Genomic DNA, 23901 nt, shown 5'->3' with positions numbered 1-23901 from the left:
TGTGCGAGAGACGTCTTTCTGAAGGCGTCCCGACGTCGGCAGCGCGGCCGCAGCCCGCCCCAGTCCGCGCCGGCGGCATTAAGTCGACCAGGAGGCGGCCGTCGCAGCGGGCCTGGGCAAGCCTGGAGAACAGGCACCGGTAGGTCGCCGCCGGGCTCTGGCGCAGTTCCGGGGGCTGGGCCAGCCTCGGCCTGGGGGGTGGGTGGGCAAGCCTGGTTCAGTGCGGTGGGCAAGCCCTGCGCGGCCGAAGGGGCGGCCGGCGATCACGCCTGTGACTGACGCCTGGGCCCGGTGACTCAGGAGGCGTCGCACATCGGGACCAGTTTCTGCTCCTCCTCCGTGAGGCTCTGGCCGCCCCCGCTGCCCACCTTGCGGCGCTCGGCTTCCTTCTTGCAGGTGGAGGCCTGGACCTTGATTTCCTCCACTTTGGCGCGGGCCTGGCCAAGGCTGTTCTCGGCGATCGTCTGCTCGACCTGACGGCGCTGGTAGCTGGGGAGGTACTTGACCTCGATGTCCACGTAAGTCTTTTCGAGCTCGGAGAGGCTGGTCCAGGCCAGCTTCTCCTTCACCCCCTGATAGATGGCGACATGGCCGTCGTCCACGCCGACGTAGTACTGGGTCCTGGTCCACTGCCAGCCGCCGACCAGCCCGCCGGTCACGAGGGCGAGCAAGACCCCTCCGACGATGCCCCGCACGATCCGCGAACTGCGCCGGTGGCCGGGTGCGGTGGTGACCGGGGGACTCGCCGGTGGCGGCGGGACGGGGCGTATGACCGGTGACGGACCGAACGTCCCCAAGGCCGAGCCATCCAGGACCCCGCCCCCCAGGTCCAGACCCATTGCCGAGCCGTCGCGCACAGCCGTCGCGACAGGAGTGGCCCGTGGCACCTGTTGCACCGGCTGCCCACCCCCCGGCAGGAAGAAGAATCCGTCGGACGGAATGTCGGTGACGACCCGCAGGATCTGCGGATCGCCCTTCTTCCGGTACGCCCGGTGCAGCTCGGTCACCCGGTCCTGGACCGCCTCCATGAACTGCCCCAGGGCCAGCGCCTCGGTCCCCGGATGCGCGGCGACGATATCCGACACCGACCGGGAGAAGAGGCTGAACGAATCGCCGGGGCCCGTGCCGTGGTCGGATCCGTCCGGCACCGATTCGTGGGTACGTACGAACAGAGAGAGCCGCGCGGGCGAACAGGCGTACACATACGCCACCTTGCGGCGCAACGCCGCACCGATCTTCTGCTTGCCCCACTCCCTGACCCCCGCCACGCCCATCGAATCCTGGTCGATGCCCTCCCGGCAGGCGTCGATGAGGATCACCACATGCTCGGCGGGGGTCTCGTCGAGATGCTGCCGCCAGTCGATCGGCACGCATCCCGATTCGAAGGGATGCATGTCCTCATCGATGTCCTCCGGCACCAGATAGTCCCGGCCCCTGGCATGCACCCCATGACCACTCAGCAAGATGAACAGCGTGTCGCCGCGCCGCGCGCGTCTGAGGAAGCCGATGACGCGGGCGTTCACGTAGTTCGCCGAGACCTGCTTCCCGTCGGCCCTCCTGGACAGGACCTGTACGTCCTGGAAGCCGCGCTGTTCGAGCACGGATCCGAGGCGCGCGAGGTCGCCGGGGACGAAGGGAAGCGGTTGGACGCCCCGCATCTCATAGTCGCTCGCCCCGATCAGCAGGGCTCTGTAGCGCCCCATGGCCGGCCAGTCACTGCTTGAAGACCAGGACGATGCCGCGGCTGCTCTGCATCTGGGCGGTGCCGATGAACTGCACGCCGCCGGCCGCGGTCACCTGGAAGGACAGGTGCGCCTCGCGCAGTGGCAACGGCCCGCCGCGCGCAGCGACATCGGTGAACAGCTGCTGCAGCGCGTCCACCGCCTCGGCCAGATTCTTGCGCAGGGGGCCCAGCGGTACGTTCCGCAGGGCGGCGTCCCCGCCATCGCCGAACAGCCCCATCGAGTCCCCGGGCTCCCCGCTCTGTTCGTCGTACGACACCCAGAAGGGCAGCGACGGTTCACTGAGCGGCGAGAAGCGCCCTCGGCTTGAAGTACGGCTGACGAGACAGAGACTGATCGACGGCTTAGACCGTGTCCTACACGGTGAGGTTGCGGAAGCGTTTGTAGCAGCAGATGGCGGCGGCCAGCCCGAGAAAGGCCAGGTAGTTGCCCGGATGTCGTTCGTAGCGGTGGTTGAGTCTGCGGTAGCCGGTCAGCCAGGACGTTGGGTCGGCCGCGCGGCGAGGTGTCTGCCGTAGCAGGTCCTTTTCCGCGCGGCCTCCCGCCGAACCGGACATGATGGTTTCCCGATCATCCGGCTCTCCAGTGACTACAGCGTGAGCGATTCAGGCTGCTCGCGCAGGACACACAACGCCGTTGCGGCGATCTGCATTTCGCATACCTCCCGGGTCTGATGCGTCCGAGTCACCTGGCCCCCTTCGCCCGATGTGGACGGCTTTCCCGTCCTCCCTGGCCGGTCGTTACTCCGGCGACTACTACGGGGCCTCCGTCGCCATAGGACTCGCGTCCCGTAGGCGATCCCACGTTCGTCTCTGCTGTACGTTCTAGCGCGAGTTAGGCGTCCCACTCATCTCCTTCAATGCCCTCGCTGGGCATCGCTCCGCACCCCGGAGGTGCACGGGAGCACAATCGAACCCCGTGCAGGGCGCGGCGCCGGTTTCAGCTGTCCTTCCGGCGGATGGGAACTTGCATCTGCTGGAGATTGGGCTTCAAACAATCCAGTCTTCGCCATATCGCGCGGGCCCCCCAGCGCACCGTCTCTGACAACTGAGCCCGGTCGCTGCTTTCCTGACATGCTGTTGTCCCCTTCACCTTTCGGATCCAGGTAAGTCATCAGGCCCAGGAACCTCCTTCCGAGTTCCTCCCGGCTGAGCCGGGGATACAAACAGAGCGCCTCGTGGCGCACATGGTGCGCTCGATGACCCAGCGGCGCCGGCCGAGTCGTTCGCTGGACTCGATGCCCTTGCGGGCGATGCGGACACCGATGTGCTTCCACCATCGCCATTTCCGCAGGTGAGGGACGTCGTAAGCCTTGTCCGCGTGAAGGCGTTGGGGCTTGGACTCGGCTGCGTGGGATTCGTGTCCCATGTGGAAATGGGACAGCATCGGCTTCAGCGCCTGGCTGTCGTGGGTGTTGGCCGCGGAGAGTCCGACGCGTAGGGGCAGCCCGGCCGCGTCGGACAGGACATGCATCTTGGAACCGGGCTTACCTCGGTCCACGGGGCTCGGACCTGCAAGTTCGCCCCTTTTTTAGCGCGGACGTGGGCAGAGTCGAGGACGGCGCGGGAGAGGTCTACCAGGTCCCGTTCGTCAAGGAGTTGGAGAACCCTCTGATGCAGTCGGCCCCAGACCCCCGCACGCGACCAGATGACAAACCGCCGATGCACGGTCGACTTCGATGCCCCGAAACACGGGGGCAAGGCCCGCCAGGCACAACCGCTGACCAGTACGTAGATGATCGCGGCGAAGACCGCCTCATCATCGATGTTCGCGACCCCGCCGCCTTGCGGCCGCACTCGAGCCGGCGGCAACAACGGCCTCGCAATCCCCCACAGGCCCTCCGGAACGATCCAACCCCACCGTCCACTCCCCATGATCAGGACAACTGTCAACTGGCCATGTAGGACACGGTCTTAGTTGGCCTGCGGGCACGATGGGAAGGTTGTTGCAGGTGGGGCTCATTTCCGCGGTCGGGCCTATTTTCCAACCGCGTATTCCCGAGTAGCCTGGGCCGCCAGCATCGAGTGCTGGCAAGGGGGGTTAGATGCACGAGATTGGCGGAATTGGCCTCAATCCAATTATTCTCGCAAGCTCCGCGATCAGCAGTAAGTACGCCGAGCTCCACGGCGCACCAGGAGCAGCCGTTGGAGATATCGAACGCGTGGTCGGTGGCACCGCCTACGTTCAGCACTACAACGGAAGCGCCATTTACTGGCGTCGGAGCCAAGATGCGTTCTGGGTTCACGGCGCAATCTACCAGCGCTGGATGGAGCAGGGGGGTGAGGGAAGCTATCTGGGGCTGCCTCGCACCGACGAACAGCCTTGGACCGATCCGGACACGAACAAGGCAGGAGTGATCAGCCATTTCGATCGAGGCGCGATCTTCTTCGTCAACGACAGCGGCGAGACCCTAGAATTTCCGGCTCGAAAGGTCTTTCATACTAGCCACATCGGAGTCTCATCGATCGGCGGATGGGTACAGCTCGTCCTCACCAGCGCTGGCAGCTTCCATTATCGAGGCCACCTACACAACAGCGGATTCGTCGGCCTGTACTGCACCGTGGCGACAGCGGTCAAGATTCCCGGAACAGATAAGGCGGTGGCGGCGCGGTACGAAGCCAACGTTGGCGGTACAACATCTGTGGACGGCCGCGATGAAGACTGGGACGAGAGCGGCTTCGAGCAGGCGATCCGCGACAACTGGGATGCCCTAGGCACCGCAACACAAAGCAGCTCGACCCTGGAAGCTGAACTTGGCGGCTGGGAGGTGGTGACACTAGTGCTGCTACCCATCGTTGGAGCTGTCGCGTTTGTCGCTCTGGTGTCCGGCGGGTCTCCAAGCAACCTTGACTGCAGCTTTGAGGGCACGCACACCGTTCTCGACGGGAACAACCACACGGAAACGACGCACGATGGCGTGCGGTGCCATCGCCGCTAGATGCTTATGCATGCCTCCCACGATCTGCACCATCGCGGTTCCAGCGTGGCAGTGGCCGTCGCACGACAGGAGCTGAGGTGTTCGGCACCACCGCGACGAGCGCCATGCCCGCAACTACCCGGCCTTCCCCGGCCCCGCCGCAGCCATCTGTGGCTACAAGCGACTACTCCGCCTCACCATGTAGGACACGGTCTTAGAAGTCATCTCATTTGGCGAGTCGGCGGTAGCAGATTAGGGTGCAGGCGATGCTGGTGAAGGCGAGGAAGTGCTCGGCTTTGCGCTCGTAGCGTCGGTGGAGGCGGCGGCAGCCGGCGAGCCAGGCCATGGTGCGTTCGATGGTCCAGCGATGACGGCCCAGCCGCTGCGAAGTCTCGATGCCCTTGCGGGCGATGCGGTGCCTGATGCCGCGCGCACGTAACCATCGCCGCAGGTGGGAGTAGTCGTAGCCCTTGTCCCCGTGAAGCTTGTCCGGCTTGCGTCGTCGGCGTCCTCGGCGGGAGCGGATCGGCGGTATGCCCTTCACCAGGGGGATCAGGGCCTGGCTGTCGTGCAGGTTCGCCCCCGAGATTCCGACGGACAGGGGCAGACCGGTCCGCTCGGTGATCAAGTGGATCTTTGAGCCGTACTTGCCCCGGTCGACAGGATTGGGACCTGTCAGATCCCCCTTTTCAGAGCCCGCATGTTCACCGAGTCGATCGCACAGCGGGACCAGTCCAACTCGCCGCGGGAGCCGAGCTCATCAAGGACCAGGCGGTGGAGTTTGGCCCACACCCTGGCTTTCGTCCACAGCGCTGGAAGGTGCTCTACACCGACACGCAAGGATTCGCCTATGTCATCGCCGAGCACAGCGGGAAGTGCATGGACGTACAGGGCGGCAGCAAGGCCAACGGCGCCAAGTTCATCCAATGGGACTGCAACGGCCGCAACAATCAGACTTTCCGCGTAAGGACGAACCTCACTGGCTATGTGGCCCTAAAGCCCCGCCATGCAGGAAAAAAGTGCCTGGACATCCCGGGTGCGTCCCAGCAGAACAACGTGCAGGCGATTCTGTAGAAGTGCAAGAGCGTCAGCAACCAGCAGTTCCGAATGGTCCGCGTCTAAGTGCCGTTAGTCCTCGGAAAGGAGGAAGACAGTGAAGAACGTCAGGCATCTCCTGGTGGTCATGCTGGCCGTGGCGAGCATGCTGGGGGTGGCATCGCCCGCAGCCTCGGCCTCTGCGGGATCCGGGCCAATTCCCGGTATTCACTACATCAGGCCGGCCCACGCACCCAACAAGTGCGTCACCGTGCACGGCTGGGACACGAGTACCAGGGCGAAAATCGATCAGTGGACCTGCCATGGCCAGCAGAACCAGCGTTGGAACTTTATCCACAACAAATTCTTCCGGCACTTGGTGAAGTCCGAGTCCAGCAACAAATGTCTCGACGGCGGAGACCTCAAGAAGGGCCGCAAGGTGATCCAGTGGCCCTGCCACAGTCGTATCAACCAAGCCTGGCATGTCGTACCTCGCGGCAAAAACACGTACGAGATCCACGTGGGCGTCTCGTGCCTGGATGTAGAGGGCGGCAGTAAGCACAACGGCGCTCGCCTCATCCTGTGGAACTGCAACGACCGGGCCAACCAGCGGTTCTACCTCAACTAGCAGCCGCCACCAACACCCAGCCACCCGCTTCCCGGACCAGCTACCTGCCAGTCCGGAAAGCGGGTCAGCTGTTCCCGGCCTCCCCCGTGCATGAGGGCGAGGAGCAGACGCTCGGGCCGGGGCTGCAGCACGGCGGAGCGCCCCGCACGCAGCAAGAGGCGAAGGCCGAACGGGCCCGCCCCGGGCGGGGAGGGTCCGAGGCCGCGAAGCGGGCGCCTGAGCCGCCCTGCGGCTGCCCGCGGACCGCATCCAGCAAGGGCTCGTGATGAGCGTATGGACGACTGGGACGCCCCCTGACCCGCCGGACCGTCAGCCTTACGTGGTGGGCCACCTCGGCCCTCTCAGGATGCGTCCCTTAGGCAGCGGTGCCTTGATCGGTGCGGCCGGACGGTGCAATGGCAGTGAACGCGGTGAAGAAGACGCTGGATGCAGCACCGGATGCCGAGGCCATGACGCCGTCCTGGGCCCACAGGTGCCACAACATGAACACGCTGCAGACGACCGCGGCCAGGCAGGTCACCCCGGCGAGCACGTAGCGGACTGTCATGAGAAGAGGGCGGCTGAAACGGGCGGATGGAGACGTCATCGCTGCACTCTCCGGCGGCTGGTTGGGCGGCGGCTCGTGTGGTCAGTCTCGGTTCCGTTCACTTCACAACGCGATGGATGTCGCGTTTGGCTGCCTTCCGGGTGCGAAGCCCGCAACCATGGAGCAGAGCCACTCCGCGTGGCTGCTGTCGATTGCCATTGACTTGGGTGACAACTACGCGCTAGGGCCGCGCAAGATGAGGGGGACCGGTGCGACAGACCTGGGAATGGGCAGAGTGGACACGGCGCCTGTCCAGCCCCGAGGGCGAAGACCTGGCGCAGGTGTTATCGCATGTCAAGGTTCAAACCCGACGCGATACGCAGATCAGGTGCGCCCGAGATCCTCGTACGCGCATGTTTCTGGATCTCGGCCTGCATCTGCTCCACGAGCATCACTTCGCTGGCGCAGCCCACCGCTCGGTGACGTCAGAGATCAAGCTGTTCAGGAACCTGGGCCCCGAAGACCTCATGCGGCACGCTGCACTGCTGATCCCCGACCCTGCGGCAGCGGAGGAAATCGACCGGCAGCGCTGGCTCGACACCTGGCACCACCACGCAGCTTTCCTCGAGGACCTCATCGCCTATCTCTTCCGTCCGGCCATCACCGTAGGGCGCGTGCGAGAGGTGCAGGTGCTGCTGCTGGCCGAGGCACCCGGCCTGACGTTGGGACAGCTCGTCAGAGAAGGCACCGCAGCAGAGCTGCGATCGACGCTTGACGACCCCACAGTCAGCCTGCAGACATTCCTCCAGGCGGCACTTCCAGGGCATCCCTTGATCCGGGACGCCACTGAGACCATCGAGAACGCGTTACTTGGCATGTGGGCGTCGCTGTACGCAGCGGTGTTTCCCGCCTATGGGATCGAATTACGCCCCGGCTTCAGCTGGGGGGACATGGCCCGCCTGTTCGACACTGCTATCGAGGGTGCTCTCCTCAAAGCGAGATTGCACGGAGACGTGCCATGCCTGGATAACGACGACAACGTGCTTGCAGGAGCCATCTTCGCGATGCTGCCCGGGCTGTGTGACGTAGCTGCAGGAGACATTGAGCACCGCACCGTCAGATGGCCAATCCGTCTGGAGCCGGGGTACCAGCTCGCCCTGGACGCGATACTCCCGCACCCACCCGGCCGATAGGTCGGCCGCCGTTGAGCGTTCGCCGGAGGCGAGCTGCGCCAGGGGGCTTGTCGCACTCGCCCATGAGACCGCAGGGGCGCGACCGCGCTCCGGTGTCGGCGGCGCCGCTCAGGCCGCGACGCTGGAAGGCCCCTTCCGGGCCCTCCGCCTCACCCCACCAGCTCGCTCTGGTGCGCACCACGGACCACCGGACTCGACAGCCCCTCCCCATACACGGCGCGCCACGGACCCACCGAAGGCCTCGCACCCCGGAAAAGATCAGCGGGTCACCCGAGCAGTCGCCACCGCGCACATCAACGCCTTCCGCCCTTTCTCCAGCAGCGCCTGTCGCACCCGTCCCGCACGCGGCGACCGCACGGCTCATAGGCCGCTTACCTTTCCGACGCCGGTGGCTCGTGCTCCTGGCAGTCCTGGCCCTGGCTCTGATCGGGGGCTGGTATCAGCTGCCGGGGCCTTCCCACACCACGACGGACGACAGCGCATCCGCTGACCGAGATAAACGCCCCCGCGATCCGCAATCGTCCAGCCCCGCTGCGACCAAGTCCGCAAGCCCACCTGCCAATGCCCCCCGGTCACCCAGCGCCGAGGCCGCCCAGTCCAGCCCCCTGTGACCGGTCCGGACAGAGCCCCGCCCCAGATCGAGCGGTCGCCCACCCCTGAGACCCGCCAGTCACCCAGCGCTGAGGCCACCGAATCCGTCCCGGCAGAGAGCACCACGAGCTGCTACCTCTCCCAGCCACCAGCCGTCGTGAGAGGCAACCTCAGCTGGAAGAACAGGACCATCCAGGTCGGGGGCGACACCACCAGCAACGCCGGCTGTTCAAAGATCGTCTACGACGTCCGCACCAGCAGCGACCTGCGCAGAAGCCCCGGGCATCGAGCCAGGGGCTTGTGCCTACGTGTACCAGTTCGTCACTTGGTGCGGTGCGGCGTTTGCTGGATCAGGGGAGGAGCTCCGCCGCCATCGCGGCGAACTCGTCCGGGTGGCCAGGCGGACGCCGAGCTCCTGGGCCTTAGCGCGCCTAGATCCCGCGTCGTCCCCGGCGACGACCAGGGTGGCGCGCTGGGAGACGCTGCTGGAGGACTTCCACCTGGCGCGGGTAGCTTGGCAACTATCAGAGTGCCGCGGTGGGTTCTTGCAGGGAGCGTGTTTCGATGTCGCTCGGGTCGATGTCGAGTAGAGACGGAAGGATTTCGATAACCATCTGTCCGAGAAGGGTGGCGTCGACCGGCTCGTCGACGGGCCGAGTCTGCGCCCGGACGAAGGCACCTCCGGCGGCGGTCGAGAACCGCTCGGCGAGGCCCAGCCAGTCGAGATCGTCTCGGTCGGAGCGAAGCGGTGCCCCGTAGGCGGTGAAGACCGTCTCGTACAGGCTGGCCCACTCCTGCAGCCGCAGTCGGCGCAGGCGGTGCACGTACTGCCGTACCTCCGTATCGGTGGGAAGGACGGTTTCGATGAAGGTGTGGAGCGACACGAGCGGATTGCCCAGGACGGACGCGAGCTCGGTAGCCGAGGTGTGGCGGATCCACGCCCCGAGGGGCATGGTCTCGGCCGCGCGGAGGAGTTCCGGGTATATCCCTTTCAGTCGGCGCAGATACGGCGTGGGACGGAACAGGTAGGCGATGAGATCCCGGCAGTAGGCAGACTGCAGGCCCCAGGTGTCGTTGAAGCGGTCGACACTGAGCGCTTCTCGGTCCTCATTGCGTACGAAGAACTCCTTGTGCAAGGCGTGGTGTTGGAGTTCCCTCGCCTGGACGTTTGCGAAGATCCGGCTCTGTTCTGTGTCACGCTTTTCCACGCGCCGGATGTGGTTCTCGTAGATCAGGTAGAGGCCGAGGTCGCAGAAAGGCTGCGTCCGCCAGTCCCGCGCCCACTTCATCTGAGTGGCAAGCATCGCCTGGATGCGCACGTGCTTGAAGACGTCAGCGAGATCTTCGTCCTCGTCACCTGAGACGTAGCCTCGCCAGGCCTCCCAGTCCGGCGACGTCTCGATTTGATTTCCCATGGCTTCCTCCTTGCAACCGTTGTCGGGGACCAGGAGACGCCTGAAGAAGTTCCAGAATCAATGGCAGTCATCAATGGCAGCCAGCGATACCAATTTCCCTGGGTAGTTGTCGGCGGCAGGTGTTCCCTCCCCGCGCCTGTGCCCAGAGTGGGCTTCCATGGCTTCAGGTGCAACCTCTCACCGACGCTCTCCCTGCACGCGCCTCGCAGGAGGGCGCATCACGACGCAGGAGACCATCCCATGAGGCGTTTCTCCGCCAGCACCTTGAGTCGGCGTTCTGGTGCGCCCCGGTTCAACGCTGCCTCGACCGGCAACGACTCCCTCCACCACGAGCAGAAGTGGAGGGTGCACAAGCTACTGGTACGGGTGAGCAGATTGACCGGAGCCGTCGCGCTGAGCGCGGCTCTGGTGTTGCCGCACCATCACAGTGAGCGCGCTGCAGCCGATCAGGTCCCTGCGATCGACAACGTCGACTACCCGATGCCAGTGACGGACACGCCTCGGCAGGAGATTCCCGTCAGCCCCGTGCCGGCCCAGGGTGCCGCTTACGGCCCGGTAGTGGCGCCCGCTCTCGGGGGGTACGTGATGGGGCTGCTCACGCTGGCCGGATTCCGGCGTGCGAGGCGGTGGCGCATGGACGACCTGGCGAACAGGGACCTCGAACAGACGATCAATATGCTGAACGAAGTCGGTGTCGAAGCCCGGCGCCTCGCCCGCCTGAACGGCACCGCGAACACAGAGAACCTCGCCAAGCTCGACGGCCTTGTCCCGCACGTCGAGCAGGCCATCGCACAGTGCGCGGGGAATCTGCGCGACAAGCTGAGCCGCGTGCATGGTCTGATGACCGAGTGCGTCGCGCATCCGGCGGAACCACCCGGCACGGATGCCGCGGCAGGCCTGGGCTCGTTCGCCAAGGTCTACCGGCAGGCCAGTACTGCCGACGAGCTCATGAAAGCCGTCACCCGCGCCACCACGGTGGCGCGCCAGCTGCGTGTCTGAACGGGCCATCCCACGCGCGCCGACGTCGTGACAACCTCTCCGCCCATCCCCAGCCCTTCTTCCGAGAACCGTTCCGGGCCGCCTCTACGCGTCCCACGCTCTCACCTCACCCCCGCATAGAGGCACGCGGCCGGAAAGCGTGTAGTCGCCGTCCCGTTCTGATCCCGTGACTCGTACTCGCTCCCCCTCGCTGCTGGAGTGCAGTCCCGGCGGCGCGGGCCTCCACGGCACCCGCCGGCGCGGTCATCCCGTAGCGTTGAAGGGCGTTGCGGTCACGCGCCAGCTTCCCGACCGCTTCAATGCCCTTGTCCGGCAGGTCCAGACCGCAGATCCGCGTCAGCCGTGTGAAGTCCTCGTCCGTCGTGCAGCTCTCGAAGTCCACGCTGTCAAAAGCGGATTGAGTGGCCGTCTCGGGCTTTTTGAAGACCAGGATCCAGTGCTCGCGCTGGAGGCGGGCCTTGAGCAGGACCTCCGTGGCGGCCTGCAGGTGGAGCACGGCGTACTTCAGCGTCCGCCATTGGGCAACTGACCAGGATCCGTGGCGAGCCGGTTTACGACGTCGAGCAGGTAGTCGAGACCGTTCTGAACCAGCGGGTACCGCACGTCCGGCCGCTGGCGCTCCTGTGTCGTCGGCCAGGATCCCCTCGCCATCGCGTCCCCTTCCCCCTGCCCTGTCGTCAGCCCAGGACACCCCCCGTACACACACGCCGTTTGCCGTCGCCCCCTCGGATCCTGATTCCGGCCAAGGAAAGGTATCTGGACCAGGACCTCCGGATCTCCGGACTTTCCGCAGCGTCCCGCCGCGTCCAGGGCGCGGACGATGATGCGGCCTTGTTCATGGTCCTGATGTCGTGAATCTCGATGGTGCGCGATGCTAGAGCTCGGGCTCTGCGGCTTCCTTGTACGAGACGTGGCCGATGGCCCTGTACGCCTGGTCCAGGCCGCGCTCAAGAGCTTGCAAGGCCTCGCTGGCTGCGGCGAGGCCGGCGTGGAAGTCCTGCAGCATCTCCTCCAGCGACGCGCCCCGGAAGTCGGTTTCCAGGCGGCCAGCCGCTCGCAACCGGTCGATGCCGCCCCTTGAGAAGCTCGAGCAGTTTGCGGCAGTTCATGGGCGCTGCGCGTCAGGCCGCTCAGGATCCGGTACGCCTCCGACGGGTACTCCAGCGGCGATTCGACCAACGCCCGGACCAGCTCGGTGTGTGCTTGTGAAGCATCCAGCGCGGACTGCTCAACGGCCCTACGGTCATCAGTCAACGGAACAGTCCCCCCTGCGTCACGGTGGTGGTCGAAGGTGTGGCATCGAGAAGGAGCGGCACAAAGCGGAACGGCAGATCATGCATCGGCGAGCAGGGGTGGACGTGGCCGGGTGCGCGGTCGCTGACCGCAGCGGCTTTGCGGCCGACGCGCTCGGCGCACGCACCGGCCCGGTCAACGGCGGCGGCATCAGCGGTCAGGACAGCGTCGGTCGATGCCTCGTTCGGCCCAGACTGCGGCCGTGTGCACGGCGTCCCGGCCAGCGACAGGGCAGTGTGGGAAGCGGAGTCCGCCCGGGCGTCCTTCGCACGTCGACCGGGCGGACCGCCTCGCGCAGAGTCTTCGTGACCAGCCTGCTGAAAACCGCCCTCCCGCAGCCCCGCCGCACCGCCAGCCAAGCCGCACCGCCGGTGTCGGCGAGCAAGTTGCACGATGCGCTTCGCGAGCTCCGCCTCGCAGCGACCGCCGTCGTTGGCCGGGCAGTCCGGATGGCTGTTGTGCTCACGAGACTGCACAGCCGTTCGCAAAGTCCCGAGCACGGATGAGTGCCGTGACCTTTGAGCTTGCCCGGTCCGGCAGTTGCGACGGACAACGCCAGTCGGCGTGGCGGGACAGCGGCTGCCCCGACACGCTTGTTGACACCTCGTAAGGTAGCCGCCATGAAGATCACGAAAATACAGACCGTTGCAGCGGCCGGTGTTGTGGGTCTGCTGGCCACGGGATGCGGAAGCGAGGGTGGCTCCGACAACACGGACGCCAAGCCGAAGCCGGGGCGCACCGTTTTGACGCAGAAGCTGACCAAGCCGACGGGCGGGGTGGACCTGGAGCCGGCAGCGTCGCCGGCCGCCGATGCCCCCTTCGCCGAGACGGTGGCCTACGAGCTGCAGCGCAAGACGCTCAGCATGGCCTCCGCCTCAGGCAAGACCACCGGTCAGTGCCCGAAAGCCATGGGCTCGAAGACCGGCACGAAGGCCACTTGCACCACCACCTACCAAGGCGTGGAAGTGGTATGGGATGTGACCATCGGAGAGAAATCCGGATGGTCGGACAACGTCGTGAAGTACGAAGCCTTCCCCCGACAGGCGCTCCTGGTACGCGCCGGCGTCGCACGCCACATGCTCGGCGATTCAGACGTCTTCCAATACGCACTGTGCAACGACATCCCCGAGGCTGTACTGGTTCCCTTCGGCGAGACCAAGTACAAGTGCGAGAAAGTCGGCAAAAACAGGGAGCCGATCGGCTACAACGAAACGGTTCGGATCACCGACACCGGCCCGACGGTCCACTGACCCAGGAACTTACCGGGCAGAGTTACTGATCGAGGTTGAGGCTTGGTAGCCGCTTTGGTACTGGCCAGGCGCGCCTCGGCTTTCACACGACCCCCCTTCGCGTACCTTTCCTCTCCCTCAAACCCACCCGTCCAGCGCCCCCATGAATGCATCGAAGTCGTCGCGATGGATGGTGTGCCCCGCTCCCCCGACCGTCCGGACCTCGAAACCGCGCTCCACTAGCTCTCGTTTCAACGCGGGGGATACGAAGGAACTCGGATCGGCTACCAGTACCAGCGAGGGGACCACGGGTCGCGCGGGAATACGGTCGATCGCGTGCACGCCGAAGACCGCATGCGCCGTATCGGGATCCCATGCCGCGAGCGTGGCCAGCTCTACGTCGACGTCGGCCTCCTCCCAGCGCGGGCTGAGGGCGACGATCATCTCCCGGGTCGCGTGCTTGAAGTCCATGAAGACCGAACGGTCGACGCCGTCCACTTGCTTCAGCACCCACGCGGGGTCGCAGTAGGCGGCCCGTGCGGGCGCGAGCCGCTCGACGGCCAGGGCGAGCGCCATGCCGCCGAGCGAGTGCCCGATCGCCAGTTCCGCGTCCCGCGGCAGGGTCTCCACAAGATCGTCCGCCCAGCCCTCGACGCTGTAGTCGCTGCGCCCGCTCGCACCGTGTCCGCGCAGGTCGACACCAATGACGCGGTAGCCCTTGTCCGCGAGGGCCGGTCCGACACGGCGCCAGGTCCTGTGGTCCGACATGATCCCGTGGACCAGGACAGCGACCCGGTCGCCGGTTCCCCACTCGCGGGTGTGCAGCTTCATCGACATACCTTTCTGGTCCGTAATCCGGACCCTCTCGTCGGCCAACTGGCTCCCCCGCTGCCGAAATATGCGCGCGAGGGGGAGCGGTTTTGGCAACGCTCTGGTGAACGACGCCGCGCGCCACTTGATGCCGTTGTCCACCAGGTAGCGGATCGCATCAAGTACGGCCCGGTGGCAGTACGCCTCCGGCCGGCCGCCGCGACCGCGCAGCCAGCCCGGCACCGGCAGCAACGGCCGGACAGCCGTCCACTCCCGGTCCGTCATGTCCGTCGGATAACGCGGCTGCCCGGACCCGTTGTCGGCGGCGTTTCCGAACCGGTGAGCCAGACAGTCACACTCCAGGGCGACCGATCTGGACTGCACGGACATCAACACGGAACACTGCGGCACCGGGGCCTCCTGCTCGGTGATTCGATACCAACGAGTTGTTCAGGAGGCCCCACCCGTATGCGCCAAGCATCCCGCGACCACCCAATCGGGACTCCCGTCCGACGGGCTTCTCTCAAGATCGAAAAACAACAGCTACCAAGAGCCTCGGCCTCGGCGGCATCCACGCACCGCTTCGCCGCGTCCTGTCGGCCCGGGACATGTGAGCGTCAGACAGTCCCCTGGTGACGAGGGTCTTCAGTTACTGCGCCGCTCCTCCGAATAGAGGTTCTCTTCTCGGGGGTGGGAATCGCGACGGAAGCTGCGTGTTGTGTGGTGCGCCCGTGGGCGCGGATGATCTCGGCGTAGCGGTGGCCGCTGTCCTTGATGGTGCGTGTCTGGGTCTCGTAGTCGACGTGGACGATGCCGAACCGCTGGGAGTAGCCGTAGGCCCATTCGAAGTTGTCCAGCAGGGACCAGGCGAAGTAGCCGTCGAGCGGGACGCCGCACCTGGCAGCCCGCGCGCAGGCTGCCAGGTGGGACTCCAGGAAGGCGATGCGCTCGACGTCGTGGACGCTGCCGTCGGGCGCTGCACGGTCGGGGTAGGCGGAGCCGTTCTCGGTGACGAGGATCGATCGCGGTGCGTAGTCCTCGCTGATCCGGACGAGCAGGTGTTCCAGCCGGTCCGGGTGGACCTCCCAGTCCATTCCGGTACGGGGTGTGCCCGGCGGTGTGACGGGACGGGCGAACGGTGCGGGCCCCTGCGGATCGTCGACGGTGACTGACCGCTTGTAGTAGTTGACGCCGAGCCAGTCCAGCGGCGCGGCGATCGTCTCCAGGTCACCGGGTTTGGCGGGTGGTTCGGTCCCGTACACCTCGACCATGTCGGCCGGGTAGCCGCGGCCGTGGATGGGATCGAGCCACCAGCGGTTGTTGTGCCCGTCGTCGCGGCGGGCGGCGGCGATGTCCTCGGGCCGGTCGCTCGCGGGCTCGGACTGCGTGAGGATGTTGACGATGCCGACCCGCGCTTGTGAGGCGGTGGACCGGAGGGCCTCGACGCCGAGCCCGTGGGCGAGCAGCAGGTGGTGTGAGGCGCGCACGGCGGCGGTCAGGTCGGTGCGGCCCGGCGCCATGACCCCCTGGAGGTGGCCGAGCCATGCGGAGCAGTACGGCTCGTTCAGCGTCGCCCAGTTGGTGACCCGGTCACCGAGCCTGTCGGCGACAACGGTGGCGTAGTCGGCGAATCGCAGGGCGGTGTCGCGGGCGGGCCAGCCGCCGCGGTCCTCGAGGGCCTGGGGCAGGTCCCAGTGGTAGAGGGTGGCATGAGGAGCAAGGCCCGCTTCCAGCAGTGCGTCGACCAGTTGGTCGTAGAAGGCCAGCCCTGCCGGGTTCACGCGGCTGTTCCCGTCCGGCATGACGCGGGGCCAGGCGATGGAGAATCGGTAGGCGTTGAGGCCGAGGGCCTTCATCAACGCCACGTCGTCGGGCCACCGGCGGTAGTGGTCGCAGGCGATGTCGCCGGTGTCCCCGCCGGCGATGGTGCCGGGCTGCTTGCAGAAGGTGTCCCAGATGGATGGTGCTCGGCCGTCCTCGGCGACCGCGCCTTCGATCTGGTAGGCGGAGGTGGCCGCTCCCCAGGCAAAGCCGGGGTGGAATGCGGTCAGGTCGTCAAGGGGCACAGCTTTCCTCGCTTCGTGGTGGGGAGACGTTCGGAGTGCCGATGGGACCGTGGATGGACCGGTCGGCTGCTCGGGCCCGGAGGGGAGCGCCCCGGGGATGAGGCCGGTCGCGGCTCTTGACGTCCGCGCCCGGCCTGTGGGTGTGTCAGGCGGGGGGTGGCCTCTCAGCTGGTCTGCCACTTCTGGTTGTTGCCGCCCCAGCAGGACCAGAGCTGGACCTTGGAGGTGGCCCCGTCCCTGTCCAGGCAAAGACCGGACTGCACTCCCCGGATCGTGCCGTCGGAGTAGAACATCCACTTCTGGTTGGCCCCGCCGTTGCAGTCATAGGTGCCGACCACGGTGGCGTCGTTGGTGCCTGCTCCGTAGGCGTCCAGGCACTTCGTTCCGCCGTAGACGGTGATCTGCCCGGAGGGCGTCAGGGTCCACTGCTGGTTGTCGCCGCCCCAGCACTGGGCCCAGACCTGGACCGGGACGTTGTTGTGGCTGAGGTCGGGGACGTCGAGGCAGCCGTTGCTGCCGACGTTGCGCAGGATGCTCGTGTGCGAGCCGGGGTCGCTGCCCCAGGCGTACTTCAGGCGGTCGATGCCGCTGATGTTGCGAACGCCCAGCGCCAGGTTGGTGCCGCTGCCCTTGAGGTCGAACAGGGAGTACCAGTCGTAGGTGGGCCGGTCGATGCGCTTACCGCCGAGGGCCGGCCAGTAGACCGCGCCCATGCCGAGGGAACGGGCGGTGTCGGTGTCGGCACGCAGGTACCGCACGAAGTTGTCGGTGCTCGTCGCGTCGTTGTAGTTGAGACCTGTGTCCATCGGCGCGCCGAACTCGTCCAGGATGGTACGCGTGCCGCAGGTGCCGACCTTGCTCTTGAAGTCGGTGACCCATTCGCTGTAGGTCTTCGCCGGCTTACCGAAGGCGTAGTGGTGGAGCGAGAGGTAGGTCCCGTCGAGGCGGGAGTCGGCGCACACGGTCGTGACGTAGTCGTTCGAGCCGGGTCCGCTCACGATGATCCGGTTCTTGGGGACCGAGGGGCGGTCGGTGATCCACTTGGCGGCGAGGTTCGCCCAGTCGGTGGCGCTGTAGCCGTTGGGCTCGTTCATCGGCTCGAAGTAGACCAGGCTGTTGGAGCCGTACTTACCGATGACCGAGTCCCACATCGAGTTGAAGGCGGCCATATCGGTGATCCTGCCGCTCTGGGCCGCATCGTCCTCCCAGTAGGAGAGGATGACCTTGAAGCCCTTGGCGGTTGCGGCGTCGATGGCGCCGGTGTACTTGTCGCCCCACGTCGTGCCGGGGACGGAGTGGGTGTTGATCGGCAGCCGGACGGTGTTGGCGCCAAGCGTGCTCTGGAATCCGCCGAGGATGGCGTTGGCCTTGGCTTTGACGGTGTCGTAGCTGTCGGAGCTGTCCAACCCCTCGGGGACGACGGCGCCGTGGACATAGTTGTCCCCCGGCACGGCCCAGTTCACGCCCTTGAACTTGCTGGCGTCCGTCGGGTTGGTTTCCGCAGCCGCCGGCGACGCGGTGGACAGCATGGTGATCGGCGCGGCGATCAGTGCGGCCGCGAGGCAGGCCAGCGCGCGGCGGAGGAAGCGGGTACGGGCGGGAGGCAGTACGGCGGAGTGAGGACCTGGCCGGGTGCTTGGGGAGTTGGGCATGTCGTGTTCCTTGTCTGCATGCGGCTCTGTGCAGGCGGTCGTTGCCGCCTTGGGCGCCACGAAGCGATCTGCCGCGGTGGGCGGTTGTGATGCGGTGGTGGCGCCTGGGTGTGTTCCGGAGAAGGCACAGCGCGAGGTGGTGATGGGCGCCGGGCAGCCGGGGAACGTGGGGTCGGCTGAGTTGACGTGCTCGCTGGGGGCTGGCGGGCACGGCCTTTGTTGTGGAGAAGGAGCCACTGCGGGTGGGGCCCGCTACGGCGTTGTCACCGCCCGCTGAGTGTCCTTGCTCGGGGCGGCGGGCGCGGGATGCTGTTGGCGGCTGCGTGGCCGACCGCGGTGATCGCGACCACTGGTGCCGAATCCGCGCGGGCGGTGGCCTGGGCAGGATGCTGGGCGAGCGTCCGTGCATCCGGGTTACTCCTTCGGGAATGGGCGGCTCAGGGCATGGGGGAGGGAGGCCGCGTGTGGCTCGGTGAGCCCGGGGTGGGACCCCGCCGGCCTGTCAGGTGGCCGGCGGGGCGATGGTGGGGGCGGGTCGCGTAGGTCGTCGTCAGCGGCGTCCGGTGGCGGGCCGGTCGGTGCGACCTCGTGCCCTCAGGGTGGAGGTGCGAAGAAGTGCCGTTGGACGGTCCTGCTGTCCAGCCAACAGGCGGGCGGGACACGGGCCGGGGGCGTGTTACTTGACGGTGAAGCCTTGTTCCTGGCCGTACTTGGTGGAGGCGTCCTGCCAGGCTTTGAGGCCGTCCTGGAGGGTGGTGTCGCTGACGTAGGCCTTGCCGACGGTGTCGTTGAAGATGCTGTTGGCGTAGACCTGGAAGGGCAGGTAGGACCATCCGATGAGGACGTCGTTGGCCGACTTGGCGAGCACCTTGTTGATCTTCTGGCCACCGAAGTACGGGTCTTGCTTGTTGAGGAACTCCACGGACTTCAGCTGCTTGGTGGTGGAGGGGAACGTCCCGGCGTCGACGCGGGTCTGCGCGCCCTCGTCGACGGTGGCGTACTTGAGGAAGGCGTAGGCGAGCTTCTTCTTGGTGCTGGCCTGCATGACGGCCAGCGAGCTGCCGCCGTTCTCGGCGGTGACAGCGTCCCCGCTCTTCCACTGCGGCATGGGCGCCACACGCCACTTGCCGGCGCCGGCCTTGACGCCCGATTCGAGGGGCGCGGGCATCCACGCGCCGGTGACGAGGGAGGCGATCGTGCCGTCGGCGAGGCCCTTGTACCAGGCGTCGCTCCAGGCGGGGACCGGGGCGAGCAGCTTGTCGCTGATGAGCTGCTGCCAGGCGGTGGTGAACTTCTTGGTGCCGGCGTCGTCGAAGTTCACGCCGACGTCGGTGCCGTCGACGGTGTACGGCTTGCCGCCGGCCTGCCATATCATGCTGGTGGTGAAGCCGGCGTCGCCGGTGTCGGCGGTGAGGTACGCCTTGGGGTCCGCCTTGTGCAGCTTCTTGGCCGCGGCGATGTACTCCTCCCAGGTGGCCGGCACCTTGATCTTGTGCTTGTCGAAGACCTCCTTGTTGTAGAACAGGGCCATCGGGCCGGAGTCCATCGGCAGGGCGTAGATACCCTCGGTGCCGGCGTGGACGGCGCTCCACGGGCCAGGAGTGAAGGTGCCCTTGAGCTTGTCCGCACCCAGGGCGCTGAGGTCGGTGAGGGACTTGGCGAGCGAGAACTGCGACAGGGCGTAGTACTCGATCATGGCGACGTCGGGGACACCCGAACCGGCCTTGACCGCGTTCTGCAGCGCGGTGTACTGGTCGTTGTTGGTACCGGCGTTGACCAGGTTGACCTTGACCTTGGGGTACTTGGCCTCGAAGTCGCTGACGACCTTCTTCAGCGTCGGGTCCCAGGCCCAGACCGTGATCTCGCCGCCGGTGTTCAGGGCGGCCTGGATGTCGGCGTTGGACGCCGGCTTGGCGCTGCCCGAGTCCTCGGTGCCGGAGGAGCTGCAGGCGGTGGCGGTGAGTGCCACCGACAGGGCCGCGGCGCCCAGCAGCAGGGCGTGACGACGGGTTCTCGTCATGGGGTGTTTCCTTTCGTGCGGTGTACCTGGGAGGGGTGGCAGTCGGCGGGCGCAGATCAGCCCTTGACGCTTCCGGCGGACAGGCCGGACTGCCAGTACCGCTGGAGCAGCAGGAACGCCGCGATCAGCGGGACGATGGTGAGCAGTGATCCAGTGATCACGAGATTGAAGACCGCTTCGCCGCCCACGGTGGAAGCCTGGGCGTTCCAGCTGTTCAGGCCGAGGGTCAGCGGGTACCAGTCGGGATCCTTCAGCATGATCAGCGGCAGGAAGTAGTTGTTCCAGGTCGCGACCACGTTGAAGAGGAGAACGGTGACGATTCCCGGCGCCAGCATCGGCATGCTGATCTGGAAGAACGTGCGGAACTCGCCGGCGCCATCGACGCGCGCCGACTCCAGGATCTCTTTCGGGACGGCGTCGGTGGCGAAGGTCCACATCAGGTAGAGGCCGAACGGTGAGACCAGCGACGGGATGATGATCGCCCACGGGGTGTTGGTCAGCCCCATCTCGGAGAACATCAGGAAGGTGGGAACCGCCAGTGCGGTACCGGGCACCGCGACCGCTCCGATGACGGTCGCGAAGACGGCCTTCTTGCCGGGGAAGTCGAACTTGGCCAGCCCGTACCCGGCGAGCGTCGCGAGGAAGGTAGCGCCGCCCGCCCCGACCACCACATACAGCACGGTGTTGAGCAGCCAGCGGGTGAAGATCCCGTCGTCGTAGCTGAAGGTGTCGGCGATGTTGCCGAACAGGGCGAAGTCGCCATCCAGCCACAGGCCGAAGGAGTCGAACAGCCCCTTCTGCGTTTTGGTCGCGTTGATCGCCAGCCAGGCCAGCGGCAGCAGCGTGTATACCAGCATGACCACCGTCAGGGCGGTCAGCGTGGCGCTGCGCCGCTTCCGGCGGGAGGCGCGCCGGGCGGGGCGGACCACCAGCGGGCCCGAAGAGGCACCCGCGTGCCGTGCGGTGCGCGGCTTGTGCCCGACCCGGGGAGTCGTGGTCGCCATGATCAGGATTCCTTTCGCATGCCGCGCAGCTGGACGGCGTAGGCGATGATCATCGTGATCACGCCCATGACGATGGCGACCGTGGCCGAGTAGTTGAACTTCTGTCCGGCAAACGACAGCGAGTAGGCGTAGAGGTTCGGCGTGAAGTAGGACGTGATCGCATTCGGCGCCAGGTTCTTGAGGACGCTCGGCTCGTTGAACAGCTGGAAACTCCCGATGATCGAGAAGATCGTCGCGATCGACAGAGCCCCGCGCAGCGCCGGGAGCTTGATCGCCCGGATGATCCGCAGCTGCCCGGCCCCGTCCATCTCCGCGGCCTCGTACAGCGCCGGATCGACCACCTTCAGCGCCGAGTAGAGGATCAGCATGTTGTAGCCGACAAACTGCCAGGTCACGATGTTGCCGATCGACGCGAGGACCAGACCGGGCGACAGCGGGTCGGGAAGCGAGATCCCGAACGCCTCGTTGAGGTTGCCGACCAGGCCGAACCGGGTTCCGTACATGAAGCCCCACATCAGCGTTGCGACGACGGCCGGCACCGCGTAAGGCAGGAACACCGAGATCCGGAAGAAGCCCGCCCCGTACAGGCGGCCGCTGTCGATCGCCAGGGCCAGCAGAAGCGCGAGGAACAACATGATCGGGACCTGCACGGCCAGGAAGACCGCCACCCGCCCGAAGGCCGACCAGAACTGCGCGTCCCCCAGCACCTCGGTGTAGTTGTCGGCACCGACGAAGGCCGTTCCGCCGATCAGCTGCGTACGGAACAGGCTCAGGTAGATCGAGTAGCCGATCGGCGCGAGGAAGACCAGCGCAAACACCGCCACGAACGGCCCGACGAACCGCCAGCCGACCCATGACCGCCGACGCGAGGCCGACGGCCTCCCGGTACCTAGAACCCCTGCCTGTGGTACTGCGACCACCGCTTCACTCCTTGCTGCGCGAACACTGACCACACTGCGTGGTCACGTGAACATCGAGTCCGGCTCAGCGCACCGACCTGAACCTTGTTCACGTGACCATTCAGCCCGCAGAACGGTTGGTCACGTGAACATGAAGCGGTAGCGTGGCACCCGTCACAGTGGGAGGTCAAGGTTTCTCGCACGTTAAAACTTCCGCCCGAGCCTTCAGCGGACGGGGACGAGTGGACAGACAGGAGCGAAGGCTCGATGGACCTGAGTGAGCTGGGACAGCAGGATCCTGGTCCTGCGGTGGGCGCACAGCAAGTCGGCTCGGCCGTACCGGGCGGGCGCCACAGGCAGCACGTCACGAGGGCCGACGTCGCCGCGCTTGCCGGCGTTTCACGTCAGACCGTGTCCAGGGTGGCCAACGGCCATCCCAGCGTGATCGGTTCGACCCGGGAGCGGGTGCAGGCTGCGATGCGGGAACTGGGCTACCGGCCCAACAGTGCCGCGCGCGCCCTCAGGTACGGGCAGTTCAAGACCATCGGCGTGATCCTCCACAGCCTCTCCGCCACCGGCCACAGCGACACCGTGCAAGCGATCGCGGCCCAGGCCGCGGCCGAGGGATACGCGATCACGGTGATCCCCGTCGATATTCCGACCCAGGACAGTGTGCTGGGCGCCTTCACCCGGATGGGCGAACTGGCCGTCGACGCAGTCATCGTCTTCATCGAGGTCCACCTGCTTGACGCGGGAACCGTGAAGCTGCCGCCCGGCGTGTGCGTGGTCGTCGTGGACTCCGACGCCGGAGACCGCTATCGCGTGGTCGATACCGACCAGGCCGGCGGCACCCGAGAGGCCATCAGCCACCTGCTGGAACTCGGACATGAGACCGTCTGGCACGTGACCGGTCCGGAGACGTCGTACGCAAGCCAGCGCCGAGCCCAGACATGGCAGACCGTGCTCGAGGAAGCCGGACGGCCTGTGCCACCGCCCCTGCACGGCGACTGGACCGCCGCATCGGGCTACGCGGCCGGCCTCGAACTCGCACAAGAGCCGGACTGCACCGCGGTGTTTGCCTCCAACGACCAGATGGCACTCGGTCTCCTGCACGCCTTCCAAGAACGAGGCAAGGCCGTCCCCGGCGACATCAGCGTGGTCGGCTTCGACGACCTCCCCGATGCCGCCCACTTCGCCCCGCCCCTGACCACCGTCCACCAGGACTTCGCCGAGGTGGGCCGGAAAAGTGCCCAGGAGGTCTTGCGGCAGATCCACGAACACGACGTCCCCCGATCCGGCACGGACATCGTTCCCACCCGCCTGGTGGTCAGAAGCAGCACGGCGCCGCCGCCCCTGAAGCGGTAAGGGTGGGTGGCTGTTGGCTTGCCGAACTTGAGGACGGCGTTTCAGCTGGTCAAGCTTAGGGTCGGTGATTCCGTGGGAGCTGTGGCCTGTCGTGTTGTCGCTCGCCGGGAGGCCTCGAATGCCGTCGGGGTCGGGCTACTGGAAACAGTACGAGTTCGCCGCTCGCCGTCGAGTCGACGGGCTGCGTGAGGAGGCTGCCGTATCCAGGCCGAGCTGGCCGCGGCCGAGCTGGAATGGCAGGAGTGGGTGATCGCCCGCAGGCGGGTCAACACGGTGCTTGGCTCCGGACGGCGGCAACACCGTCGGCACGGGGGTCACCCCGGATCCGCGGGATGCGAACGCGCCCCCAAGCACCCAGGACCACCTAATTGGGACTCCCGTTCGACGCGCATCTCTCAAGATCGGAAAGACAACAGCTACTGAGCTTGTCCTTTAACCTCGCGCCGCGACGGACGGCCGCGCGATGAGGCAAATTGCGATGCGCGTTGGCGGCATGCTGGTCAGACTCTCGGGCATG

Annotated in this window: 20 protein-coding genes and 3 pseudogenes; 7 read left to right on the top strand and 16 right to left on the bottom strand. The window is 66.5% G+C overall.

All coding sequences use genetic code 11. The features are described 5' to 3' along the window. Positions 1-296: 296 nt before the first annotated feature. From ACFYWY_RS29395 to ACFYWY_RS29380, 4 genes and pseudogenes are all read right to left on the bottom strand, one after another. Complete coding sequence (locus ACFYWY_RS29395) at positions 297-1703, bottom strand: caspase domain-containing protein (protein WP_389191469.1); 1407 nt, start codon at positions 1701-1703, stop codon at positions 297-299. A gap of 10 nt (positions 1704-1713) precedes the next feature. Beyond that, complete coding sequence (locus ACFYWY_RS29390) at positions 1714-2001, bottom strand: hypothetical protein (protein ID WP_389191466.1); 288 nt, start codon at positions 1999-2001, stop codon at positions 1714-1716. A 97-nt stretch (positions 2002-2098) separates the two neighbouring features. Next, positions 2099-2299 carry a hypothetical protein gene (locus ACFYWY_RS29385; protein ID WP_389191463.1) on the bottom strand — a complete coding sequence of 67 codons (201 nt, stop codon included), beginning with the start codon at positions 2297-2299 and terminating at the stop codon, positions 2099-2101. A gap of 628 nt (positions 2300-2927) precedes the next feature. Next, positions 2928-3616, bottom strand: a pseudogene (locus ACFYWY_RS29380) (IS5 family transposase); the annotation flags it as partial. A 170-nt stretch (positions 3617-3786) separates the two neighbouring features. Between ACFYWY_RS29380 and ACFYWY_RS29375 the strand changes: the two are divergent. After that, a complete protein-coding gene (locus ACFYWY_RS29375) occupies positions 3787-4680 on the top strand; it encodes an LGFP repeat-containing protein (RefSeq protein ID WP_389191461.1) in 894 nt (297 codons plus the stop codon). A 205-nt stretch (positions 4681-4885) separates the two neighbouring features. Here the strand turns inward: ACFYWY_RS29375 and ACFYWY_RS29370 are convergent. Then, positions 4886-5466 (bottom strand): annotated as a pseudogene (locus tag ACFYWY_RS29370) (IS5 family transposase); the annotation flags it as partial. A 12-nt stretch (positions 5467-5478) separates the two neighbouring features. On the opposite strand from ACFYWY_RS29370, the gene ACFYWY_RS29365 reads away from it, so the two are divergent. Together ACFYWY_RS29365 and ACFYWY_RS29360 are read left to right on the top strand one after the other, a co-directional pair. Continuing rightward, a complete protein-coding gene (locus ACFYWY_RS29365; RefSeq protein WP_389191458.1) occupies positions 5479-5733 on the top strand; it encodes an RICIN domain-containing protein in 255 nt (84 codons plus the stop codon). 79 nt (positions 5734-5812) lie between these two features. Next, on the top strand, positions 5813-6322 hold the full coding sequence (locus ACFYWY_RS29360) for an RICIN domain-containing protein (RefSeq protein WP_389191456.1): 510 nt from the start codon (positions 5813-5815) through the stop codon (positions 6320-6322). Positions 6323-6677: 355 nt separating this feature from the next. Here ACFYWY_RS29360 and ACFYWY_RS29355 read toward each other — a convergent pair whose 3' ends face one another. Beyond that, positions 6678-6869 carry a hypothetical protein gene (locus ACFYWY_RS29355; protein ID WP_389191453.1) on the bottom strand — a complete coding sequence of 64 codons (192 nt, stop codon included), beginning with the start codon at positions 6867-6869 and terminating at the stop codon, positions 6678-6680. Between the two features lie 392 nt (positions 6870-7261). On the opposite strand from ACFYWY_RS29355, the gene ACFYWY_RS29350 reads away from it, so the two are divergent. Then, a complete protein-coding gene (locus ACFYWY_RS29350) occupies positions 7262-8041 on the top strand; it encodes a hypothetical protein (protein ID WP_389191450.1) in 780 nt (259 codons plus the stop codon). A 1115-nt stretch (positions 8042-9156) separates the two neighbouring features. On the opposite strand, the gene ACFYWY_RS29345 is transcribed toward ACFYWY_RS29350, so the two are convergent. Then, entirely contained in the window at positions 9157-10047 is an 891-nt protein-coding gene (locus tag ACFYWY_RS29345) for a hypothetical protein (protein ID WP_389191447.1), read from the bottom strand. Between the two features lie 240 nt (positions 10048-10287). On the opposite strand from ACFYWY_RS29345, the gene ACFYWY_RS29340 reads away from it, so the two are divergent. Next, positions 10288-11046 carry a hypothetical protein gene (locus tag ACFYWY_RS29340; RefSeq protein ID WP_389191444.1) on the top strand — a complete coding sequence of 253 codons (759 nt, stop codon included), beginning with the start codon at positions 10288-10290 and terminating at the stop codon, positions 11044-11046. Between the two features lie 106 nt (positions 11047-11152). On the opposite strand, the gene ACFYWY_RS29335 is transcribed toward ACFYWY_RS29340, so the two are convergent. Further along, the gene (locus ACFYWY_RS29335) at positions 11153-11542 is read right to left on the bottom strand and encodes a hypothetical protein (protein WP_389191441.1); all 390 of its coding nucleotides are present in this window, start codon (positions 11540-11542) and stop codon (positions 11153-11155) included. Between the two features lie 378 nt (positions 11543-11920). Beyond that, complete coding sequence (locus ACFYWY_RS29330; protein ID WP_389191437.1) at positions 11921-12106, bottom strand: hypothetical protein; 186 nt, start codon at positions 12104-12106, stop codon at positions 11921-11923. Positions 12107-12959: 853 nt separating this feature from the next. Here ACFYWY_RS29330 and ACFYWY_RS29325 point away from each other — a divergent pair. Then, positions 12960-13589, top strand: coding sequence for a hypothetical protein (locus ACFYWY_RS29325; protein ID WP_389191434.1), 630 nt, complete (start codon positions 12960-12962; stop codon positions 13587-13589). Positions 13590-13706: 117 nt separating this feature from the next. Here ACFYWY_RS29325 and ACFYWY_RS29320 read toward each other — a convergent pair whose 3' ends face one another. The 7 genes and pseudogenes from ACFYWY_RS29320 to ACFYWY_RS29290 form a co-directional block, all read right to left on the bottom strand. Then, the gene (locus ACFYWY_RS29320; RefSeq protein ID WP_389191646.1) at positions 13707-14399 is read right to left on the bottom strand and encodes an alpha/beta fold hydrolase; all 693 of its coding nucleotides are present in this window, start codon (positions 14397-14399) and stop codon (positions 13707-13709) included. A 123-nt stretch (positions 14400-14522) separates the two neighbouring features. After that, positions 14523-14663, bottom strand: a pseudogene (locus ACFYWY_RS29315) (transposase); the annotation flags it as partial. Positions 14664-14995: 332 nt separating this feature from the next. Then, the gene (locus ACFYWY_RS29310; RefSeq protein WP_389191431.1) at positions 14996-16444 is read right to left on the bottom strand and encodes a GH1 family beta-glucosidase; all 1449 of its coding nucleotides are present in this window, start codon (positions 16442-16444) and stop codon (positions 14996-14998) included. A gap of 164 nt (positions 16445-16608) precedes the next feature. After that, positions 16609-18096 carry a ricin-type beta-trefoil lectin domain protein gene (locus tag ACFYWY_RS29305; RefSeq protein ID WP_389191428.1) on the bottom strand — a complete coding sequence of 496 codons (1488 nt, stop codon included), beginning with the start codon at positions 18094-18096 and terminating at the stop codon, positions 16609-16611. A 676-nt stretch (positions 18097-18772) separates the two neighbouring features. Then, complete coding sequence (locus tag ACFYWY_RS29300) at positions 18773-20116, bottom strand: ABC transporter substrate-binding protein (protein WP_389191425.1); 1344 nt, start codon at positions 20114-20116, stop codon at positions 18773-18775. A 56-nt stretch (positions 20117-20172) separates the two neighbouring features. After that, positions 20173-21120, bottom strand: a complete 948-nt coding sequence (locus tag ACFYWY_RS29295; RefSeq protein ID WP_389191422.1) for a carbohydrate ABC transporter permease — start codon at positions 21118-21120, stop codon at positions 20173-20175. Between the two features lie 2 nt (positions 21121-21122). Next, entirely contained in the window at positions 21123-22040 is a 918-nt protein-coding gene (locus ACFYWY_RS29290; protein WP_389191419.1) for a carbohydrate ABC transporter permease, read from the bottom strand. A 246-nt stretch (positions 22041-22286) separates the two neighbouring features. On the opposite strand from ACFYWY_RS29290, the gene ACFYWY_RS29285 reads away from it, so the two are divergent. Further along, positions 22287-23384, top strand: coding sequence for a LacI family DNA-binding transcriptional regulator (locus ACFYWY_RS29285; RefSeq protein ID WP_389191415.1), 1098 nt, complete (start codon positions 22287-22289; stop codon positions 23382-23384). Positions 23385-23901: the final 517 nt, after the last annotated feature.

It is taken from the genome of Streptomyces sp. NPDC002870 (assembly GCF_042888505.1).
Classification (GTDB): Bacteria; Actinomycetota; Actinomycetes; order Streptomycetales; family Streptomycetaceae; genus Streptomyces.
The sequence above is the reverse complement of the archived record's forward strand: the minus strand, read 5'-3'. Positions and strand labels throughout refer to the sequence as shown.

Coding starts and splice junctions, on each gene's coding strand:
- ACFYWY_RS29395 (WP_389191469.1), bottom strand. CDS start 1,703: ATGGGGCGCTACAGAGCCCTGCTGATCGGGGCGAGCGACTATGAGATG.
- ACFYWY_RS29385 (WP_389191463.1), bottom strand. CDS start 2,299: ATGTCCGGTTCGGCGGGAGGCCGCGCGGAAAAGGACCTGCTACGGCAG.
- ACFYWY_RS29375 (WP_389191461.1), top strand. CDS start 3,787: ATGCACGAGATTGGCGGAATTGGCCTCAATCCAATTATTCTCGCAAGC.
- ACFYWY_RS29355 (WP_389191453.1), bottom strand. CDS start 6,869: ATGACAGTCCGCTACGTGCTCGCCGGGGTGACCTGCCTGGCCGCGGTC.
- ACFYWY_RS29350 (WP_389191450.1), top strand. CDS start 7,262: ATGTTTCTGGATCTCGGCCTGCATCTGCTCCACGAGCATCACTTCGCT.
- ACFYWY_RS29345 (WP_389191447.1), bottom strand. CDS start 10,047: ATGGGAAATCAAATCGAGACGTCGCCGGACTGGGAGGCCTGGCGAGGC.
- ACFYWY_RS29340 (WP_389191444.1), top strand. CDS start 10,288: ATGAGGCGTTTCTCCGCCAGCACCTTGAGTCGGCGTTCTGGTGCGCCC.
- ACFYWY_RS29325 (WP_389191434.1), top strand. CDS start 12,960: ATGAAGATCACGAAAATACAGACCGTTGCAGCGGCCGGTGTTGTGGGT.
- ACFYWY_RS29320 (WP_389191646.1), bottom strand. CDS start 14,399: ATGAAGCTGCACACCCGCGAGTGGGGAACCGGCGACCGGGTCGCTGTC.
- ACFYWY_RS29305 (WP_389191428.1), bottom strand. CDS start 18,096: ATGCCCAACTCCCCAAGCACCCGGCCAGGTCCTCACTCCGCCGTACTG.
- ACFYWY_RS29300 (WP_389191425.1), bottom strand. CDS start 20,116: ATGACGAGAACCCGTCGTCACGCCCTGCTGCTGGGCGCCGCGGCCCTG.
- ACFYWY_RS29295 (WP_389191422.1), bottom strand. CDS start 21,120: ATGGCGACCACGACTCCCCGGGTCGGGCACAAGCCGCGCACCGCACGG.
- ACFYWY_RS29285 (WP_389191415.1), top strand. CDS start 22,287: ATGGACCTGAGTGAGCTGGGACAGCAGGATCCTGGTCCTGCGGTGGGC.